This window comes from Luteibacter sp. P1_D3 (assembly GCF_056406135.1).
The window spans coordinates 20,947-33,686 of record NZ_JBFUAT010000012.1 but is presented as its reverse complement, the minus strand read 5'-3'; the positions used below and the strand labels follow the sequence as shown (position 1 = coordinate 33,686).

General features: G+C 64.5%; 12 protein-coding genes. 5 read left to right on the top strand and 7 right to left on the bottom strand.

The annotated features are described in order from the left end of the window. Positions 1–41: 41 nt before the first annotated feature. From AC1DYM_RS10000 to AC1DYM_RS09985, 4 genes are all read left to right on the top strand, one after another. Positions 42–1,094 (top strand): class I SAM-dependent methyltransferase, encoded by a 1,053-nt coding sequence (locus AC1DYM_RS10000; RefSeq protein WP_477337841.1) that lies wholly within the window; start codon positions 42–44, stop codon positions 1,092–1,094. A 113-nt stretch (positions 1,095–1,207) separates the two neighbouring features. Further along, positions 1,208–1,987, top strand: a complete 780-nt coding sequence (locus AC1DYM_RS09995; protein WP_477337839.1) for a YkgJ family cysteine cluster protein — start codon at positions 1,208–1,210, stop codon at positions 1,985–1,987. A 166-nt stretch (positions 1,988–2,153) separates the two neighbouring features. Continuing rightward, positions 2,154–2,819: a guanitoxin biosynthesis heme-dependent pre-guanitoxin N-hydroxylase GntA gene (gene gntA / locus AC1DYM_RS09990; protein WP_477337837.1), complete on the top strand. Its 666-nt coding sequence runs from the start codon at positions 2,154–2,156 to the stop codon at positions 2,817–2,819. Next, positions 2,816–3,400 (top strand): DUF1989 domain-containing protein, encoded by a 585-nt coding sequence (locus AC1DYM_RS09985; protein ID WP_477337835.1) that lies wholly within the window; start codon positions 2,816–2,818, stop codon positions 3,398–3,400. The genes gntA and AC1DYM_RS09985 overlap by 4 nt, the downstream gene beginning before the upstream one ends. A gap of 6 nt (positions 3,401–3,406) precedes the next feature. Here AC1DYM_RS09985 and AC1DYM_RS09980 read toward each other — a convergent pair whose 3' ends face one another. Both AC1DYM_RS09980 and AC1DYM_RS09975 read right to left on the bottom strand, forming a co-directional pair. Continuing rightward, complete coding sequence (locus tag AC1DYM_RS09980) at positions 3,407–4,444, bottom strand: alpha/beta fold hydrolase (RefSeq protein WP_477337833.1); 1,038 nt, start codon at positions 4,442–4,444, stop codon at positions 3,407–3,409. A gap of 130 nt (positions 4,445–4,574) precedes the next feature. Next, complete coding sequence (locus AC1DYM_RS09975) at positions 4,575–4,868, bottom strand: hypothetical protein (protein WP_477337831.1); 294 nt, start codon at positions 4,866–4,868, stop codon at positions 4,575–4,577. 100 nt (positions 4,869–4,968) lie between these two features. Here AC1DYM_RS09975 and AC1DYM_RS09970 point away from each other — a divergent pair, with 100 nt between their 5' ends. Then, positions 4,969–5,934 (top strand): GlxA family transcriptional regulator, encoded by a 966-nt coding sequence (locus AC1DYM_RS09970; protein ID WP_477337829.1) that lies wholly within the window; start codon positions 4,969–4,971, stop codon positions 5,932–5,934. Positions 5,935–6,054: 120 nt separating this feature from the next. Here the strand turns inward: AC1DYM_RS09970 and AC1DYM_RS09965 are convergent, their stop codons facing one another. The 5 genes from AC1DYM_RS09965 to AC1DYM_RS09945 all read right to left on the bottom strand — a co-directional run bounded on the left by AC1DYM_RS09965 (position 6,055) and on the right by AC1DYM_RS09945 (position 12,732). Further along, positions 6,055–7,065, bottom strand: coding sequence for a GlxA family transcriptional regulator (locus AC1DYM_RS09965; protein WP_477337827.1), 1,011 nt, complete (start codon positions 7,063–7,065; stop codon positions 6,055–6,057). A 27-nt stretch (positions 7,066–7,092) separates the two neighbouring features. Then, on the bottom strand, positions 7,093–7,740 hold the full coding sequence (locus AC1DYM_RS09960) for an HD domain-containing protein (RefSeq protein ID WP_477337825.1): 648 nt from the start codon (positions 7,738–7,740) through the stop codon (positions 7,093–7,095). A gap of 93 nt (positions 7,741–7,833) precedes the next feature. Next, entirely contained in the window at positions 7,834–10,944 is a 3,111-nt protein-coding gene (locus AC1DYM_RS09955; protein WP_477337823.1) for an efflux RND transporter permease subunit, read from the bottom strand. After that, the gene (locus AC1DYM_RS09950) at positions 10,941–12,041 is read right to left on the bottom strand and encodes an efflux RND transporter periplasmic adaptor subunit (RefSeq protein ID WP_477337821.1); all 1,101 of its coding nucleotides are present in this window, start codon (positions 12,039–12,041) and stop codon (positions 10,941–10,943) included. Before AC1DYM_RS09950 ends, AC1DYM_RS09955 begins: the two co-directional genes overlap by 4 nt. Positions 12,042–12,126: 85 nt before the next feature. Beyond that, positions 12,127–12,732, bottom strand: coding sequence for a TetR/AcrR family transcriptional regulator (locus AC1DYM_RS09945; protein ID WP_477337819.1), 606 nt, complete (start codon positions 12,730–12,732; stop codon positions 12,127–12,129). Positions 12,733–12,740 lie beyond the last annotated feature (8 nt).

The window sequence follows — 12,740 nt, the reverse complement described above, 5'->3', positions numbered from 1 at the left end:
GTTGCGGTAAACCAGTGGGTGGTGTCCAGGAGTGCCCACTCATGTCCATCGACGAAGCAAAACTCAATGCGTTTCTCGGCAAGGCGGTCGGCGATCTTGGCGCTGCCTTCAGCGCGGTTCTGGTCTTGCTCGGTGACGAGCTGGGCCTTTACAAGGCGCTTGCGAAAGCATCCCTGACGCCTGCGGAACTGGCCGCGCAGACCGGGACCAACGAGCGCTACATCCGCGAATGGCTCGGTAACCAGGCGGCCGGTGGTTATGTCGACTACGACGCGTCGTCAGGGACCTTCCGGCTCAGCGATGAGCAGGCGGCGTGTCTCGCCGATCCGGCGGGCCCGGTCGATCTTGCCGGCGCCTACGAAATAGCCCGTGCCCTGTTTCATACCTATCCCCGCGTGCGGGACAACTTCCGCAGCGGGGCCGGCATGGAATGGGGCGAGCATCACACGTGCCTGTTCCACGGCGTGGAACGCTTCTTCCGCGGCGGTTACCACATGCATCTTCTGAATGCGTGGCTGCCGGCGCTGGACGGTGTCGTCGACAAGCTCGATCGCGGTGGCAAGGTGGCCGACATCGGCTGCGGACACGGTGCGAGCACCGTGCTGATGGCGAAGGCCTTTCCCCACTCGCACTTTGTCGGCTACGACTATCACGCACCGTCGATCGAGGTCGCTCGTAAGCGGGCGGAGGACGCCGGCGTGAGCAACGCGTCGTTCGAGCAAGCCGACGCCACCGGTTACGCCGGTCGCGATTTCGACCTGATTGCCTTTTTCGACTGCCTGCACGACATGGCCGACCTCGATGGCGCCGCACGCCATGCGCGGACCGCGCTGAAAGACGACGGCACCTGCATGGTCGTCGAGCCATTTGCCGGTGACACCACGGCGGACAACCTCAATCCGGTGGGCCGTATCTATTACGCGGCGTCGTCGATGATCTGCGTTCCGGTCTCACTCGCAAGGCACGGCCCCGCACTCGGTGCGCAGGCGGGCGAGGCGCGCCTACGCAAGGTCATCGTGGATGCCGGCGGCTTCCGTCATCTCCGGCGCGCCGCGGAGACGCCGTTCAATATCGTGCTCGAGGCACGGCCCTGAGGCCTGACATCGGCGAAACTTGCACGGTCCCGACCGGGACCTGTAACCAGATCGGGATCTGAACCGAATGGTCAGGCGTACCTCTCCTCGACCCCGATCTGGACCCGGCTTCCATGCCCCTGCGTTTTTCCTGCACCCTGTGTGGCCGCTGTTGCCATGGCCTGCGACTTCCCCTCGGACTTGCCGAAGCCCGGACCTGGCTCAGTGAGGGCGGCACGGTCGAGCTCTTCTGCGAGGCGATTCCCTGGCCACAGGAAATGCCAGCCGATGACGGCATGGCCCGGCACAAGCGCAAGCGCTCGTTCCCGGCGGCGAGCGGTTCGCTGCCGGTACGCGTCATCGTGTCCCTGTTGGCCAGCTTTGCGGGTGCCTGCCCGAACCTTCGCAGCGACATGACCTGTGGCATCTACGAGCGGCGGCCAATGGCCTGTCGCATCTACCCGGCCGAGGTGAATCCGTTTATCCCGGTCGATCCCGGACAGAAGCTGTGTCCGCCGGAGGCATGGGAAGCCGATACACCGCTGCAGACCGAGACGGGAGGCTGGGCCGACGCGACCGTGGCCGACGCGGTCGATCGTCGCCGTGGGTCGGACTATCGCGAGGCCGACGCGAAGGGACGTCTATGCGAATGGCTCGGCATCAACGCGGCGGGTCTCACCAACGAAGGCGTCGTGACGTACACGCCGGAGCGTTCGCGCTTCCTGGCGGCACTCGATGCGATATCGGCGGAACACGAAGCCGAGTCGGATCGATCACCGTGGATCATGGTGTCCCATCGCGACCGCACGCTTTCCCTGCTGGCATCGGCGGGCGCCGATCTCCTGCACGCAGGCGACGTTCTGAGCGCCGACAGGCGTTTCATAGCGTTCGTGGAACCAGGAAGCTACGTCTAACAGAAGGCACGTGCCTTTCGTGAGAGCACGTCCGTGAGGGCGTCGTACACGCCCGTGAACGCGGCGCACGGGCGCTCACACGGGTCAGGAAAGCCTTCACGGAGGTTGCCCCGGCTATTCACGCCTCAGCCGCCAGGGTGTGTACTCATTTGTACCGAGTACATCCATGTCTGCACGCCCTCCTGTCGAGACCATCTTCGCCGATCACCTTGCGAGTAACGTCTTTCCCTGCCTTGCCGCCAAAACGGCTCATGCGCGAAACCAGATTACTCACGTCGTCTCCGGTGATATTCGCTGTGGGAAGGACGACGCGTGGCTGGCGCAGGCGATCCAGGGATTCGCAGGCCGGCGGAAGCCCGATCACGTGTTCCATAGCCTGGTCATTCACTTTCCGGATTCCCGGGGTATGGATGAGTCGGCTTTCGAGGCGTCCCTGTTCGGGCGCCTGCAGGGCATCCACGATGTCGACAGCAAGTCGTTCGCCTGGGATCCGTCGGTTAGCAGCGATCCGACGTCCGATAAATTCAGCATGAGCGTTGGTGGCCAGAGTTTCTACGTCATCGGTCTTCATCCCGGCGCCAGTCGCGAAGCGCGTCGGCTGGCTCATCCGGCCATGGTTTTCAATCTCCATGCGCAGTTCGAGTACCTGCGGGAACAGGGGCGTTACGACAGGTTGCGTGAGGCTATTATCGAGCGCGACGTGGCGATGAATGGCTCGGCCAATCCCATGCTCGCGGTGCACGGCGAAAGCTCGGAGGCATTGCAATACAGTGGCCGGAAGATCGACGGTCCGTGGGAATGCCCGTTCAAACCGCATGGGAGAGCCGCATGACCGAAGTGATCCCGCCGCAGAGCGGCGTGGCGTTCGAGCTCAAGGCGGGTCAGCGACTGACCGTGATCGATCCCATGGGTCAACAGGTTGCCGACATGGTGGCGTTCAATGCCGTGGATGTCGCGGAAGTCATTTCGTCGGGACGCACCTTCGACTATGCGAGCAAGATCTACCTCTCGACGGGGGATGTGCTGTATTCCAATCGCAGCAGAGAGATGCTCACCATCGTCGAGGACGAGGTCGGGCGGCATGACTTCCTGCTGGCGCCGTGCTCCGCCGAGATGTTCCGCAAGCTCTACGGGCATACCGAGCCGCATCAAGGTTGCTTTGGCAACCTGCGCGATGCACTCGAGCCCTTCGGTGTCGACCCGGATGCCATCCCCACCGCCTTCAATGTTTTCATGAATGTTCCGGTCAACGGCGAGACCGGAACGTTGACCGTGGAGCCACCGCTCAGTAAGGCCGGCGACAGCACCGTATTCCGGGCGGAGATGGACGTCATCATCGGGCTCACGGCGTGCTCGGCCGGCCTGTCCAACAATTTCAAGTTCAAGCCCATTCATTACCGAATCGACGGCTAGGAAGCGCTACTGTTCCGTGGTGGCTTCCTTCTGTGAATAAGGCACTTCGCCTCGCCTGAGCGCCTCGACAAGGGCGCTTACTTCCCGAACGACCAGGTCGGGCCTGTCGACGTGGATGTAGTGATCGCTGCCCTTGGCGATAACGCGACGGCTCAGGGGCGAGAGATTCCGGCTTTCTTCCTGCATCTGGTTCCAGACCAAGGAGTTGGCCTTCGCGACGTCGACGGGCCAGTTCGATGGCATCGACGCGGGGTCGCGCGAGAGCACCAGGACGGGCAGGTGGGGGAAAGGCCCGACATCACGGGTTTCTTCGCCCGATTGGCGTACCGCATCCAGCTCCGCTTCGAGTGCGTCGTATTGCGTCGGGTCGCAGTTGTCGGCCCGGATGATCGCGCCATAGGCCTCGAATCCGCTCGGTACACTCGAGCAGATCCCTTGCAACCGATACCAGCCGATCGTCATGAGCAGCTTCTGCCACGGCATGCTGGCGCGCTGTGCGTCCTGGATGGCGACGAGGCTCCGCGGCACGCGGTCGTCCTGGAGCGGTGTGGCACCATCGATGAAGACCAGGGCGGCGAGTTCGTTCGAATAGTGCTTGGCGTAGGCGCGAAGATAGAGGCCGGAAATCGAGTGGCCGGCCAGTACGAAGGGTGTATCGATGCCTGCGGCGTGCACGAGGTCATGTAGCCGGCGCGCAAGCGTGTCGGCATCGTGCGGGCGCGGCGTCATCGCACTGGAGCCGAAGCCACTCCGGTCGAACGAGCAGACGCGTGTGACCTTCGATAGCTCGGGCTGCACTTTGAGCCACGTCGTGAAGTCGTCGCCGAGACCCGTGTCGAGCACGATCGTGGGAGAGCCTGTCCCGGAACAGAACAGGTGCATGTCGTAACCGTCGACCTTGTAGATCTCGCCGGGCGGATGGGCGGCAGTGCGTAGCTGGCGCAGCGCCAGCTGGTTGTAGATCGTGCCGGCGATCAACGCCACGACCAGGAGCGAGGTCACGGCGATCGCGGTGGCGATGAAGAATCTGGAGGGCTTGGTCATGTGGTCTGCATGCTGAGCGTCGGTGCACGCAAGGGCCCGTGCCACCAGTCACGGAGCATCGAAGAAACCACAAATTCGGAAGAAATGCGGGGTGCCCCGGAGGCAGGCACCCCGCGACGTCCCTCGACGCTCAGCGGCCCTGAAGCAGCATCCCGAGCGGCGCAAGCGGACCGACCGGCAAATACTCGAACGTCAGCAGACCGGCGGCCGCCAGGGGCAGGGTGCGAATCGCATCCTTGGCCTGCTCGATGGTCTCCGCTTCCATCAGGAAGACGACGCCCGGCCGGTCGGTGCGGAACCAGAACTGCTCCATCTTGCCGTCCAGATAAAGCTGGAGCGTGGCCGGCACTTCAGCGGGCATGTACTTGGCCGATGCCTCGGGGCTGAACTGGCCATTGGCCGTGCCGATAGCGAAAACTTTCATGGTCTTGCTCCTGGATCGTGGGGGGATGACGGGTCCAATGTAGGCGCCGGGAGCGGATGCTGGTATTGTCGTAAACGACAACATAAGAGTCATTTACGCCATGCGTATTTCTGTCCTTGCCATCGAGGGCGTCTTCGATACGGGGCTTTCCGCCCTCATGGATGTGTTCCGGCTCGCCAATAACCTTTCGCTTCGCGAGCGTGGCGTTGCGCCATTCGACGTATCGCTCGTCGGCGTGCGCAGGAAGGTCCTTTCCGCTCAGGGATTCGGCATTCCGGTGCAGGCCATCGCGTCCGATGGGCCGGCTCCGGACTGGGCGGTACTCCCCGCCCAGGGTACGGGCGATCCGGTGACCCTGGTGCCGGCGCTCCAGCGCGCGGATGCCAGGAAGGCGAGCGCACAGCTGGTGGCGTGGCACGCGCAGGGAGCACGACTCGCTTCGGCCTGCAACGGAAGCCTGCTGCTGGCAGAGACGGGCCTGCTCGATGGTCGTGAGGCGACGATCAGCTGGTGGCTCGCGCCTTTGTTTCGGCAGCGCTACCCCAAGGTGTTGCTCGACGAGTCGCGCATGCTGGTGCCAACCGATGTGGGTGTCACGGCTGGCGCGGCGATGGGTCACCTGGATCTTGCGTTATGGCTGGTGCGGCAGGCGAGTCCCGAGCTGGCCACCGTGGTTGCACGCTATCTGCTTGCGGATATCCGCTCGTTGCAGGCGCCATACATCATTCCGAATCACCTGGCGCACGCCGATCCGCTGATCGTCGGTTTCGAGCGCTGGGCGCGGGGTAACCTGAAAAAGGGCTTCTCGCTGAAGGACGCCGCGGACGCCCTCGCGACCAGTTCGCGAACCTTGCAGCGACGCTGCGAAGCGGTACTCGGCAAGTCGCCGCTGTCGTATTTCCAGGATCTTCGCGTGGAGCGGGCGCGCTCGCTGCTGCATGGCAGCGACCTCGATATCGAAGCCATCGCCAGCGAAGTGGGCTATGTCGACGGCGCGACCTTGCGGACCCTGCTACGTCAAAAGCTCGGCCGCGGCGTGCGTGATCTCCGCGCCGACCTGCACTGACCCATTCATTTGCCGGCTTTGGTAGGAGCCGATTTATCGGCGAACGGGTGCTAGCGACACCTTGGCCCGCTGCCGCGGGATCGCCGATGAATCGGCTCCTACCGAAGGCGGGTGGCGAGATCAGGTGGCCGCGAAGCGCAGCGCGTAGTCCTTTGGGCTGACACCGTAGCGGCGGATGAAGGCTTTGCGCAGGACGTCGACGCTGTGGTAACCGTGGCGTCTGGCGACGTCTTCGATCGTCATACCACCGCGTTCCAGAGCGCGCCCGATGGCTTCGAGACGCATTTCCTCGACGTACTTCGCCGGCGTGGTCTTCAGCTCGCGCTGGAAGAGTCGGATCAGGGTGCGGACACTCGTGGCCTGCCGGTCCGCGAGGCGTTCCACGGTGAGATCGTGGTCGAGATGCTCACCGATCCATACGCACAAGTTACTCAGCTCCGAACTCATCGCCTGGTTGCGCAGGGCGACACTGAACTGTGCCTGCCCTCCCGGGCGGCGCAGGAAGAGGACGAGGTTCCTGGCGATGTTCAGCGCGACGGTATCGCCCAGGTCCTCGCCCACCAGCGCCAGGGCCAGATCGATACCCGAGGAGATACCGGCGGAGGTGTATACGTTGACGTCCTTCACCCAGATGGGTGCGGGATCGACGTCCACCTCGGGGAAACGTTCCGCGAGCTGATCCGCCAGTCGCCAGTGGGTTGTCGCGCGCCGTCCGTCGAGGAGGCCGGCCTCGGCCAGGGCGAAGGCACCGACACAGATCGAGCAGACGCGTCGGATGCCGGAAGCACGCCGACGAATCCAGTCGATGGCCACGGGGTCGAGGCGATCGATGGCGCCGAATCCCGTGGCGACGATCAACGTATCGATCGGCCGGCCACCGCGCGCTTCATCCTTGAGCGTGTGATGAGCCGTCAGGCCGATCCCGGTCTCGGAGGCGAGGTGCACGTCCGGTCCCGGAGCCACCAGTTCCAGCAGGTAGGGAGTTGGCCCATCATGAAGCTGGTTCGCATAGGCGAATACTTCCGCCGGGCCGACCACATCGAGCGCGTCGACCGGCGGAAGGGCGAGGATGACCACGCGCCGTCGTGTCGTGCGAGCGAGCGGTTTCGCCTCGGTGGTCCGCTTCTTCATGGTCAGGATAGTAATGCCTGCGCCGGCTCAGTGACGGTGCTCGAAAACCGTGTTGTCGAGCAGATCGCAGCCGTTGGGTAGCGTGAAGCCGGGAACATGGCGGTGGCCGATATCGACCAGGCCGGTACCCGCCGCGAGGATCGGTTTCTTCCGGACCACCTCGGCAAGGGCGGCCTGGAACGCTGCGGGAAAGCCGACGCGCGGATAGAGCGCGAGGGTGTCATCGATGAGCTTAGGCGTGACTTCGTCGTAGTAAAAGCCCAGGACATCCAGGTGCGAGCCCATGTGCACGAGCGCGATTTCCGGCTCCTTGTACTCGGCGATGCCGATGCTGGAGTGAAACGAGATCGCGTCCCACACGGCTTGCGCCTTCGCTTCGGGGAAGCGGTCTTCGCGCAGCAGGGCGCGTGCCGCATCGGCACCGTCGACCTCGAATCGCTTGTCGGCCATGTGTGCCTGGCTCAGGCCGAGGTCGTGCATGATGGCCGCGAGGTAGACCACCTCGCGGTCGTACTTCAGGCCTCGCTTGCGGCCAAGGAAATCGGCGAACCACCACGAGCGATGGACGTGATGGAGCATGTCCCTGTTATGGACCTGCTCGACAAGGGCAGCGGCCTTGCGCGTGAAAGCGGAATCGGGTGCGCTGATGCCGCCGATGGATACGGGTGCGTTCATGGGGGGAGGCTCCGGATGAGTCGGTACAGGCAAATAAGGTACCGACTCACCGGATGGCAAAAATGACTGTTTAACGTCGATTCGTGCCAATCGTCAGATGGCTTCCACAGGCGTGTGGCTGATGTGCGGCACGGCGCCCGGATCGATGTCCTTGTCCGGACGGATGCGGAAGCACAGTGCGTACAGTGCGGGCAGGAACAGCAGGGTCAGGATGGTGCCGCCGATCGTGCCACCGATAAGGGTGAAGGCCAGCGAGCCCCAGAACACCGAGAAGGTCAGCGGGATGAAGGCCAGCACGGCGGCGAGCGCGGTGAGGATCACGGGTCGCGAACGCTGCACGGTCGCCTCGACCACGGCGTGGTAGGCATCGAGACCTTGCCGCTCATTGGTGCGAATCTGACCGATGAGGATGAGCGTGTTGCGCATGATGATGCCGGCCAGGCCGATCAGACCGAGGATGGCGTTGAAGCCGAACGGCTGGTGGAAGGCGATCAGCGTCGGGACCACGCCGACCAGGGCCAGCGGTGCGGTGGCCAGGACCATCCCCATGCCGGCAAGGGAGCGCACTTCGAAGATGATCACGATCATCATCAGCAGGAGCATGACCGGGAATACCGCCGCCAGCGCCTTGTTGGCCTTGCCCGCTTCCTCCAGCGCGCCGGCCGGCACGATGGCATAGCCGGGGGGAAGCTTGTCCATGACGGGCTTGAGCTTGCCGATCAGGTCCATGGAAACATCGGGTGGCTGAAACTGCTCGCCGATATCGCCACGAACGGTGATCGTGGTCATGCGGTCGCGCCGGCGCAAGATCGGATCTTCCATCCGGACCTCGGCGTGGCCGAGCTGGTCCAGTGGAACGCGGCGTCCTTCCGAACCGACCAGCGAGAAGGCGCCGAGCTGCGTCGGATCCAGACGCGTCGGGCCGTTACTGCGCGCGACGACGTCCACGGAACGGATGTCTTCACGCACGCGCGTTACCGTCACGCCGGTGAGCAGGAACTGCAGCTGGGTGGCGGCGTCATGCGAGGTGAGGCCGATGGCCTGGAGGCGATCCTGGTCCAGCACGAAGTGCACGGTAGGCACCCGCTCCATCCAATCGGTATTCACGGTCCGCATGCCCGGATTCGCCTGCATCACTTGTTGCACGTTCTGCGCAATGTCGCGAACCTTCGATTCTTCGGGCCCGGACACACGAAACGCGACGGGGAAGGGCGAATACGGCCCGAAGACGATCTGCGTCGCACGGACGCGTGCTTCGGGCGCGAGGCCATCCTGCACCGCCTGGCGCAGCCGAAGCTTGAGTGCATCGCGTGTCTTTTCATTCTTCGTAAGCACGACGATCTTCGCGAACGAGGGATCGGGCAGTTCCGGCGCCATGGCGAGGAAGAAGCGCGGTGCGCCCTGACCGACATACGCGGTGACGATCTGCGCTTCGGGCTGCTTGCGCGCCCAGTCTTCGACTTTCTTCGCCGCCTTCGACGTGGCATCGATGGACGTGCCCTCGGGCATTTGCACTTCGACGAGCACTTCGGGGCGATCGGAGATCGGGAAGAACTGCTGCTTGACGAAGCCCATGCCGAAAATCGCCACGACGAACAAGCCGATCACGGAAGCGATCACCATCACCTTGTGGCGCACCATCGCGGCGATGAGCCGACGGAAGGCACGGTAGCGCGGCGTGCCGTAGATGGCGGCATGGCCGCCCTCGATCACCGGGATTTTTGGCAGGAGCTTGACGCCGAGGTAGGGAGTAAAGATCACCGCGACCAGCCAGGACGTCAGCAGCGAGAACATCACGACCCAGAAGATGTTGCCGGCGTATTCACCGGCCGATGAGTGCGCAAAGCCCACCGGCATCAGGCCGATCGCCGTCACCAGGGTGCCCGCCAGCATCGGGGCCGCCGTATGGCTCCACGAGTAAGTGGCCGCGGCGACCCGATCGTGGCCTTCCTCCATCTTCACCACGATGGTCTCGATGACGATGATCGCGTCGTCGACCAGCAGGCCCAGCGACAGGATCAAGGCACCCAGGGTGATGCGATCGAAATCGCGGCCGGTCACCAGCATGATGACGAACACGCCGGCGAGGGTCAGCGGCACGGCGGCAGCGACCACGAGGCCGACACGGAAGCCGAGACTGACCAGGCTCACGGCGATGACCACGGCGAGCGCGACGAAGAACTTGAGCATGAACTCGTCGTAGGCCTCGGCGATGTTGACGGCCTGGTCGGTGATTTTGGTGAAACTCAGGCCGAGCGGCAGGCTCGCGGAGATTTCCGTCGCCTTGCTCTCGAGCGCCTTGCCGAGTTCGAGGCCGTTGTAGCGTTCCTTCATCACCACGCCGAGAACGAGCGTCGGCTCGCCGTCGTTGCGGATGAGGAAGGTGGAGGGATCTTCGTAGCCGCGCCGTACCGTGGCGATGTCGGACAGGCGGATGGTCTTGCCGGCGGTCATCACCGGGGTGTCCTCGATGGCCTTGACGTCGTCGAAGGCGCCGTCGAGGCGAATCTGGATCTGCGGCCCTGCGGTGTCGATGGAGCCGGCCGAGGTCAGCACGTTCTGCTTGTTGAGGGCGTCGAAGATCGCCGCCGGCGTGACGCCGAGCGTGGCCAGTCGCTCATGGGAAAACTCGACGAAGATCTTTTCCGGTCGCTCGCCGATGATGTTGACCTTCTTCACGCCCGCGACGTGCAACAGGTCCTGGCGCAGGCTTTCCGCTTCGCGAACCAGCATGCGTTGCGGCTCGCCGCGCGCCTTGAGGGCATAGAGGGCGAAGGTCACGTCGGCGTACTCGTCGTTGACGAGCGGGCCGATCACGCCTGGTGGAAGTTTCGCGGCTTCGTCGCCGACCTTCTTGCGCGCCTGGTAGAACTCGCCTTCCACGTCGGCGGGTGGGGTATCGTCGCGCAGGGTCAGGGTAGTGAACGCCAGGCCCGGGCGAGTGAAGGTCTCGCTGCGGTCGTACCAGCGCAGCTCCTGCAGGCGTTTTTCCAGCGGTTCTGCCACCTGGTCCTGCATTTCCTGCGCGGTGGCACCGGGCCACGCGGTCACGATGGTCAGGACCTTGATCGTGAAGTTGGGATCTTCGGCACGGCCCAGATGGACGAAGGCGAACAGGCCGGCGACCGAGATGGCGATGACGAGGAAGAGCGTGACCGCGCGTTCGCGGACGGCCAGCGCCGAGAGATTGAAGCCGGCGCTCATGGCTGCGCGCTCGCCGTCAGGCTGGTGCGGACGGGCTCGCCTTCGTGCAACTGGTGGGCGCCGAGCGCGACGAAGCGTTCACCCGCCTGCAGGCCGCCGGTCACCGTAACCGTTTCCTCGCCGACGGAGCCCAGGCTCACCGGACGCCATGTTACGGACTGCTTCCGGTCGGGCAGGATCCACACACCGGGTCCCTGGCCACGATCGAAGACCGCTGAGATCGGGATCGTCGCGGCGGCACGGGATGCGTTCGGCAGGTGGACCACCACGGTCGAGCCGAGCGGTGCGTCAGCGGCGGTACCTTCGAGCACGTAGCGCGCTTCGAACGTACGTGTCGCCGGGTCGGCGGCATCGGACAACACGCGAAGACGCGCGCTGCCGGCCTCACCGTTGCTGCCGTAGAGCGTGGCACGCGCCACCGCGCCGATCGCCGGACGCAGCGTTTCGGGAAGATCGACGAGGGCTTCGCGCGGACCGGCATGGGCAAGGCGGACGACCATCTGGCCCGCGGCGACGACCTGGCCGGGCTCGGCGAGGGTCTCCATCACCGTGCCGTCGGCGTCGGCAAGCAATACGGAATAACCCGCTTCGTTGGACGACACCGAGGCCTGTGCCTGGGCGGCGCGAAGGCGCGCGGCGGCGGCATCGGCGGCGGCCTTGGCCTGATCGTAGGCCGAGGCGGAAACAGCGCCTGCGTCGACGAGGCCGCGCAGTCGCTTCTCATCCGCAGCGGTCTGCAGTGCCTGTGCGCGTGCCGCTTCTACCTGGCCCACGGAGGCCGTGTCGGCCAGCGCGAGGTCGGTACGGTCCATGCGCATCAGCGGCTGGCCCTTCTTCACGGTCTGGCCGGCGTCGACCAGGCGCTCGACGACCTTGCCGGGAACGCGGAAGCCGAGATTGCTCTGTACCCGCGCCGCGACGATGCCGGAGTAGCTGGATTCCCCGACCTTGCTGGTGTCCAGCGTGGCGGTGCGAACCAGGGGCGCGGCGAGTCGCGGGTCGGCTTCGGTCCGCGAGCAGCCGCTCACGGCGCCGGCCAACAGGACTGCCCCGATCAAGAGGGGGATGGAAAGGGAGGCGCGGTAACGGGCGTGCATGACGGCTTTCCGAGTAGGGAAAGCGACACTTTTGTGTCGTGTGACCAAATTGTCAACTGGTCACAGCCATTATTTTTTCACGGGGTCAGGTCGACAGGCTGCGCAGGATCAGTCCGATCACCGCCGGCAAGCCGTCTTCCACGATGTCCAGGTTGTGCTGTAGAAGCACGGGGTCGGAGAACGGCAGGACCGCGATCCAGATGCCCCGGCACACTTCGTCCAGCGGCGTTTTACGTTCGAAGTCGCCGTTGGCGCGGCCCAGGCGAATGACGCTTTCCAGCAGGGCGTTGAGATCGGCGACGTACTTCGTCGAGCTCGCCCAGTTCTCGGACCGCGAGAAGGCCACGATGTCGTACAGCTGGCGGTCGTTGAAGAACTGCTCCAGGCACTGTTTTACCGACGTGCGGAACAGCGCGCGGACCTTCTCATGAGGCGTCGGGGCGGCCTCGACGGCGGCCGCGATCGTGGCGAACTGCGGCGCAAGGCAGCGCGTACAGATCGCCTCGCCGATGGCCTGCTTGGAATCGAAGAACTTGTAGAGGTACGCCTTGGAGAAGCCAATGGCGCGGGCGAGATCCGCCATCGTCGTCTTGGCATAGCCGTAGCGGCTGAAATGGGCGTCGGCGGCCTCGACGATCTGATCCCGGATGGTCAGGGTCTGGTCGTCGGCGGGTGGGGATGTCTGGATCATCCCATCCG

Coding starts and splice junctions, on each gene's coding strand:
- AC1DYM_RS10000 (WP_477337841.1), top strand. CDS start 42: ATGTCCATCGACGAAGCAAAACTCAATGCGTTTCTCGGCAAGGCGGTC.
- AC1DYM_RS09995 (WP_477337839.1), top strand. CDS start 1,208: ATGCCCCTGCGTTTTTCCTGCACCCTGTGTGGCCGCTGTTGCCATGGC.
- gntA (WP_477337837.1), top strand. CDS start 2,154: ATGTCTGCACGCCCTCCTGTCGAGACCATCTTCGCCGATCACCTTGCG.
- AC1DYM_RS09985 (WP_477337835.1), top strand. CDS start 2,816: ATGACCGAAGTGATCCCGCCGCAGAGCGGCGTGGCGTTCGAGCTCAAG.
- AC1DYM_RS09980 (WP_477337833.1), bottom strand. CDS start 4,444: ATGACCAAGCCCTCCAGATTCTTCATCGCCACCGCGATCGCCGTGACC.
- AC1DYM_RS09975 (WP_477337831.1), bottom strand. CDS start 4,868: ATGAAAGTTTTCGCTATCGGCACGGCCAATGGCCAGTTCAGCCCCGAG.
- AC1DYM_RS09970 (WP_477337829.1), top strand. CDS start 4,969: ATGCGTATTTCTGTCCTTGCCATCGAGGGCGTCTTCGATACGGGGCTT.
- AC1DYM_RS09965 (WP_477337827.1), bottom strand. CDS start 7,065: ATGAAGAAGCGGACCACCGAGGCGAAACCGCTCGCTCGCACGACACGA.
- AC1DYM_RS09960 (WP_477337825.1), bottom strand. CDS start 7,740: ATGAACGCACCCGTATCCATCGGCGGCATCAGCGCACCCGATTCCGCT.
- AC1DYM_RS09955 (WP_477337823.1), bottom strand. CDS start 10,944: ATGAGCGCCGGCTTCAATCTCTCGGCGCTGGCCGTCCGCGAACGCGCG.
- AC1DYM_RS09950 (WP_477337821.1), bottom strand. CDS start 12,041: ATGCACGCCCGTTACCGCGCCTCCCTTTCCATCCCCCTCTTGATCGGG.
- AC1DYM_RS09945 (WP_477337819.1), bottom strand. CDS start 12,732: ATGATCCAGACATCCCCACCCGCCGACGACCAGACCCTGACCATCCGG.